Genomic DNA, 6,743 nt, shown 5'->3' on the forward strand with positions numbered 1-6,743 from the left:
TGCGGCATCTGCCATTCGTGGCCGGCGACCAGGGTCGCCTCGCGGCTGCGCGCGCGCCGGCCGATGAACGCCTCGCCGGCGCGATTGATCAGCGCCACGCCGGCGCTGCGACGATAGGGCAGACTCTTGCTCACGTACGCTCCTCTCACGCATAGATTCAACGTCCGGCGGCCGCCGCCGGACCGGGCGGCCGGGCGGACAGCGCCGAAACTGGAACGAGCTCGACGCCGCGCGCCTCGAGCCCGGCGCTCCAGCGCGCGATGCGGTCGAGACTCGAGGGCAGGGCGGTGGCGACGCCGATCGCCGCGCCGCGGGCGCGGGCGACCGTTTCCAGCCGCGTCAGCGCCGCGTCGATCGCCGCCGGCGCGGCGTCGGCGTCGACGACCGCGTCGGCGGCGGCCGAGGCCAGGCCGAGCGTCGGCGCGACCTCGCCGGCGAGGCTGCGCGGCGACGATCCGTCGTCGAGATAGAACAGGCCGCGCGCGGCGATCTCGCTGAGCGCCGGGGTCAGCGCCCGCGCGTCGGCGGTGAACTTGCCGCCAAGGTGATTGACGATGCCGGCGTAGCCGACGAACCGTCCCATCTGCCAGCGCAGGGAATCGAGGTTGTCGGCGTCGGAAGCGCTGGTCAGCAGCGTGTGCGGGCCGGGATTGTCGGCCGGATAGGTGAACGGCTCCATCGGCGACTGCAGCAGCGTTTCGTGGCCGGCTTCGCGCGCCGCCGCCGCTTCGCCGTCGAGGTTGTCGCCGTAGGGGGCGAAGCCGAGCGAGATCGCCGCCGGCAGCCGGGCGATCGCGTCGGAAGTGCTGGCGGGGTTGAGGCCGAGGCCACCGACCAGCAGCGCCACCCGCGGCGCGCCGGGCCTGAGCTTGGCCGAAGCGAAGACCGGCCGCGCGTAGACCTCGGCGGGACGCGCGCCGTCGGCGCCGACGCGCGGCAGCAGGCCGAAGCGCGATTTTTCGGCGAGGCGCCTGTCGGGGGCGGGGGGCAGGCGCAGGCTCAGCGCCTGCGGCACGTCGATGATCATCGACCCGCCGGCGCCGCCGCCGCCGCTGCGCATCACTTTGACGCCGCTTTCCGCTTCGACCTGGTCGGCGTTCGCCGCCGCAAGGGCCGGGTCGGCCTTCGCCGTCGTCGCGGCGGCGGCGGGCGCGGCGCTCGCGCCGGGCGACCGCTCGATCCGCGCGACGGCGAAAGGCTCGCCGCCGCGCCGCCAGTCGACGGTCCGCGCTAGCGCCACGGCGCCGGCCGCCAGCGCCAGCAGGCCGACGGCGACGACGATCCGCGCCGTCCGGCGCGGCCGGGCCTCGGCGGCCTGTCCGAGAGGTTCGTTGACGGGATCGCGCACGCGTCGGGCTCGATTCGCTTCGCTCGCCGCGGCCGGCCCTCAAGGCCCCGAATCAGCTCGCCGCGGCGGCGCATTGTCGGTTGCCGCAGCGCGCCGGTCGAGGGGGAAAATCGCCCTCCCTCAAAGGGTTTCGCCGCTGGGCGCAAGCGGCCGCGCGGCGCGGGAAAAACGTGCATCTCGAGGCCGCTCCGGGGTATACTGGAAACCACGCGAATCGCTGCGGCCGGATCGGTCCGCCAGGCGACGCTCCAGCCGAAATGAAGGCCTCGAAATTGACGGACGAACCGAAGGCGTCGCTCGATACCGACGAAACTGCGCCCGACCAGAGCAGCGTCGACTACGGCGCCGATTCGATCAAGGTGCTGCGCGGTCTCGACGCGGTGCGCAAGCGCCCCGGCATGTACATCGGCGACACCGACGACGGCTCGGGCCTGCACCACATGGTCTACGAGGTGGTCGACAACGCGATCGACGAAGCGCTCGCCGGCTTCGCCACGCTGGTGACGGTGACGCTCAACCCGGACGGGTCCTGCACCGTCACCGACGACGGCCGCGGCGTCCCGACCGGCATCCACGAGGAGGAGGGCGTCTCGGCGGCCGAGGTCATCATGACCCAACTCCACGCCGGCGGAAAATTCGACCAGAACGCCTACAAGGTCTCCGGCGGCCTGCACGGCGTCGGCGTTTCGGTGGTCAACGCGCTGTCGACCAAGCTGACGCTGCGCATCTGGCGCGACGGCCACGAGCACGTCATGCATTTCGCCAACGGCGACGCCGTCGACAAGCTTGCCGTGGCCGGCCCGGCGCCGATCGAAGCGGGCCGGCCGAAGCGCGGCACCGAGGTGACGTTCACCCCCTCGCCGCAGACCTTCACCATGATCGAGTTCGATTACGCGACGATCGAGCATCGGCTGCGCGAGCTCGCCTTCCTCAATTCCGGCGTGCACATTGTCCTGACTGACCTGCGCGGGCCCGAGGCCAAGCGCGAAGAGCTGCATTACGAGGGCGGACTGGAAGCCTTCGTGCGCTATCTCGACCGCGCCAAGACGCCGCTGATCGACAATCCGATCGTCATCCGCGGCGAGCGCGACCGCATCCTGGTCGAAGTGGCGTTGTGGTGGAACGACAGCTACCACGAGAACGTGCTGCCGTTCACCAACAACATCCCGCAGCGCGACGGCGGCACCCATCTCATCGGCCTGCGCAGCGCGCTGACGCGTCAAGTCACCGGCTACGCCGAGCGATCCGGCCTGTCGAAGAAGGAGAAGGTCGACCTCACCGGCGACGATTGCCGCGAAGGCCTGACCTGCGTGCTGTCGGTCAAGGCCCCCGATCCGAAGTTCTCCTCGCAGACCAAGGACAAGCTCGTCTCCTCGGAAGTGCGCCCGGTGGTCGAGGGCCTGGTCAACGAATTGCTCTCGCAATGGTTCGAGGAGCACCCGCACGAGGCGCGCGTCGTCGTCGGCAAGGTGGTCGAGGCGGCGCAGGCGCGCGAGGCGGCGCGCAAGGCGCGCGAGCTGACGCGGCGCAAGGGCGCGCTCGACATCGCCAGCCTGCCGGGCAAGCTCGCCGACTGCCAGGAGCGCGACCCCGCCAAATCGGAAATCTTCATCGTCGAGGGCGACTCGGCCGGCGGCACCGCCAAGCAGGGCCGCAACCGCGAGTATCAGGCGGTGCTGCCGCTGCGCGGCAAGATCCTCAACGTCGAGCGCGCACGCTTCGACAAGATGCTGTCGAGCGAGCAGATCGGCACGCTGATCACCGCGCTCGGCGCCGGCATCGGCCGCGACGACTTCAACGTCGACAAGCTGCGCTATCACAAGATCATCATCATGACCGACGCCGACGTCGACGGCGCCCACATCCGCACGCTGCTGCTGACCTTCTTCTTCCGTCAGATGCGGCCGGTCATCGAGGGCGGCTACCTGTTCATCGCCCAGCCGCCGCTGTTCAAGGTCAAGCGCGGTCCGTCCGAACTCTATCTCAAGGACGAGCGCGCGATGGAGGAATATCTCGTCGCCGGCGGACTGGAAGGGTCGGCGCTGCGGCTCTCCGACGGCGAAGTGCGCGCCGGGGCCGATCTAGCGGCGCTGGTCGAGGAGGCGCGCGCCATGCGCCGGCTGCTCGAACAGGCGCATTCGCGTTACAACAAGGCGGTGCTCGAGCAGGCCGCGCTCCTCGGCGCGCTGCGGCCGCTCGCCGTCGCCGACGATCCCGAGGCCGAAGCGCGCGCGCGCGTGCTCGCCGAACGCATGAACGCGATATCGGAGGAGACCGAACGCGGCTGGAGCGCGCGCACCGAAGCCGGCGGCTACATGCTGACGCGCGAAGTGCGCGGCGTCAGGCAGGCGGCTTCGATCGACGCCGGCTTCATCGCCTCGGCCGAGGCGCGCCGGCTCGACGAACACGCCAGGCCGCTCAGCGAAGCCTTCCGCGGTCCGGCGACGCTGTTGCGCCGCGGCGAGGAGACGACGGTCGCCGGCCCCTCCGAACTGCTCGAAGCGGTCAACGCCGCCGGCCGCAAGGGCGTCGCCTTCCAGCGCTACAAGGGCCTGGGCGAGATGAACAAGGACCAGTTGTGGGAGACGACCCTCGACCGCGAAGCGCGCTCGCTGCTGCAGGTGAAGATTCGCGAGGTCGACGAAGCCGACGACATCTTCGTCAAGCTGATGGGCGACGTCGTCGAGCCCCGCCGCGAGTTCATCCAGGACAACGCGCTGAACGTGGCGAACCTGGACGTGTGAGGGGGGGCCTGACGCCGCGACGCCTTGTCGCGCCCCTGGCCGCGCCCGTCGTAATCATCTGGCAACATGTGGTTGCACAGGATCGCGCGTTCGCACGTGTGTCGCCACGCGTGCGAACCGAGCGCGTCGTCTAGGCGCGTCGGCGCCCGGGCTGGGCGCGACCATAGCGGCGACCCCCGAGGAAGAGGCGCGCGTTATGGCCGACGATGACAAGACCGCCAAGGCTCCCGGAGCTCACGGCGAGATAGGACGGCGCGAATTCCTGGGATATTCGGGCAGCGCGCTCGGCGCCTTGTCGTTCGGCGCGCTGACGTTGCCGCAGACCGCTCTCGCGTCCGCGACCCCGACCTATCCCATCGACCAGACGGTCGTCACGACGCGCGAGCGGACGGTCGCCTTTCCCGCGACGCTGCCGGGGCTGACGAAGACGCAGATCGATCAGGTCGATCAATACGCGAAGTTCGGCTACGGCGCGTGGACATATGGCGCGCCGCTTCCCGTGGCGACGCGCGGCGATCTTCTGCCACCCGGCGCCGCGCCGAGCACGGCGGATAAGAAGACGAAGCTGCTGCGGTTCTTCACCTTCACCGACGTTCACATCACCGACAAGGAAGCGCCCAACCAGCTCATCTCCTTCCAGCAGACGGAGCCGTCCGCCGCCAACGTCACCTCGATCTATTCGCCGGTGATGCTGTCCACCACGCAGGTGCTGGACGCCGCCATCCAGACCGTCAACGCTCTGCACAAGAGCGATCCGTTCGACTTCGGCGTGATGCTCGGCGACGCCAGCAACAACCCGACCCACATCGAGTTGCGCTGGTACATCGACGTGTTCGACGGCAAGCGGATCACGCCGAGCTCAGGCGCGCACGCCGGCGCGGACAAGGTCGACTACCAGAAGCCGTTCAAGGCCGCCGGGCTCGACCGCTCCATCCCCTGGTATCAGGTCGTCGGCAACCACGATCATTTCTATCTCGGCTCGTTCCCGCTCGACGGCGATGCGAGCCTTCGCGCTTCCTATACTGCAGGAGCGGTGTGGGCGATCGGCGATCCGCTCGCTCCCAGGATTGCGGATTTCCCGGTCCTGTTCGACGTCGCCGCGTTCAAGGCCAAGCCGGCATTCTATCCCGGCGTGATCGACGGCGCGTCGCCGACCGGCGCGATCGTCAAAGCCGGGGCCGCCGCCGACCCTGCGTTCGCCGCCGGGGCGCCGAAGGTGGTCGCCGATCCGGCGCGCCGCGCGCTCAGCAAGCCGGGGTGGATCGGGGAATTCTACGACACGACCACGCGACCGGTCGGCCACGGCTTCCATCTGGCGCGCAAGAGCCGCTTCGGCCGGCGCGATCCCGGATTCGCCTGCTACAGCTTCACGCCAAAATCGCATCTGCCGCTCAAGATGATCGTGCTCGACGACACCCAGGCCAGCGACGACGGCTCGCGCGACATCCACGGCCACGGCTGTCTCGATGCGGCGCGCTGGTCGTGGCTGAAAGAGGAACTCGACGCCGGACAGGCCAACCATCAACTGATGATCGTCGCCGCGCATGTGCCGATCGCCGTCGGCCCCATCGGCTGCGAGATGGAATGGTGGGGCGAGACGAAGGGGATCGCGCCGGAAAAGCGCAACGCCGTCGCGCTGGGCGAGCTGATCGACAAGCTGCGCGCCACTCCGAACCTGTTGATGTGGATCGCCGGCCATCGCCACGTCAACACGGTGAAGGCGTTCGCCTCCGACGATCCCTCGCGGCCCGAGCGCGGGTTCTGGCAGGTGGAGACGTCCTCGCTGCGCGATTTTCCCCAGCAGTTCCGCACCTTCGATCTCTACCTCAACGACGACGACACGGTCTCGATCGTTACGCTCAACGTCGATCCGGCGGTCGCCGAGGGGAGCCCGGCCGCGAAGTCGCGCCGCTACGCGATCGCCGTGCAGCAGATCGTGCAGAACGACGCTCGCCCCAACGCGCGCAACCTCAGCGCGCTCGCCGGCCATCCTATGCCGACGATGGACCCGTCGCGGCCGCAGAACGATCAGCCGGACCCGACCATCCAGTTCGCCGACCTCGGCGCCGCGACGCCGCCGGTTCCCTATAACGCGTCCTACAACGCCGAATTGCTCAAGCCGCTGACCCGGGAGATGGCCGCCGAATTGAGGCGGAGGTTGGCGTAAAGAGGAGAGGCCGGCGCCGGGCGAGAGGCCCGGCGCGCGCGGCCCGAAGCGGCGCCGCGCGTGGCGAGGGAGGCAACGGCCGGACCGGCCGAAGGGGGCGCCAATTGGCGCCCGCCAAGGACCAGCGAAAAGAGCGCTAAGCGAGCCAAGCGAGCAAACCTGAGCCCTCCATAACGTTCTCGACGGGACTTCTCAATACTGCCCGTCGCGCCGCACCGTCACGACTTCGATGCGGCCTTGCGGGCCGATGAAGCTCGACATCACCCAGCTGGTGAGGGCGACGACGATCGCCGTCAGGATCGCCGGCCACAGGCCGACGACGACGAAGCCGGTGAGGAAATGCGACACCAGCTCGATCATCAGGCCGTTGATCACCAGCAGGAACAGGCCGAGCGTCAGCAGGGTGATCGGCAGGGTCAGGATCACCAGGATCGGCCGCACGAAGGCGTTGACGATCCCCAGCAGCAGCGCCGCGGCGATCAGG

4 protein-coding genes are annotated in these 6,743 nt (G+C 69.5%); 2 read left to right on the forward strand and 2 right to left on the reverse strand.

The window, feature by feature from the left end; translation table 11 throughout:
• Positions 1 to 157 precede the first annotated feature (157 nt).
• Positions 158 to 1,348: a divergent polysaccharide deacetylase family protein gene (locus ABSF49_RS19070; protein WP_424114223.1), complete on the reverse strand. Its 1,191-nt coding sequence runs from the start codon at positions 1,346 to 1,348 to the stop codon at positions 158 to 160.
• Between the two features lie 257 nt (positions 1,349 to 1,605).
• Between ABSF49_RS19070 and gyrB the strand changes: the two genes are divergently transcribed.
• Together gyrB and ABSF49_RS19080 are read left to right on the forward strand one after the other, a co-directional pair.
• Positions 1,606 to 4,092: a DNA topoisomerase (ATP-hydrolyzing) subunit B gene (gene gyrB / locus ABSF49_RS19075; RefSeq protein WP_424114224.1), complete on the forward strand. Its 2,487-nt coding sequence runs from the start codon at positions 1,606 to 1,608 to the stop codon at positions 4,090 to 4,092.
• Positions 4,093 to 4,288: 196 nt separating this feature from the next.
• Complete coding sequence (locus tag ABSF49_RS19080; protein ID WP_424114225.1) at positions 4,289 to 6,259, forward strand: TIGR03768 family metallophosphoesterase; 1,971 nt, start codon at positions 4,289 to 4,291, stop codon at positions 6,257 to 6,259.
• A gap of 192 nt (positions 6,260 to 6,451) precedes the next feature.
• On the opposite strand, the gene ABSF49_RS19085 is transcribed toward ABSF49_RS19080, so the two are convergent.
• Positions 6,452 to 6,743 (reverse strand): phage holin family protein (locus ABSF49_RS19085; RefSeq protein WP_424114226.1); only part of this gene is annotated, 292 nt, incomplete at its 5' end.

The sequence above is a fragment of the Roseiarcus sp. genome, from assembly GCF_049514155.1.
Lineage (GTDB): Bacteria > Pseudomonadota > Alphaproteobacteria > Rhizobiales > Beijerinckiaceae > Roseiarcus.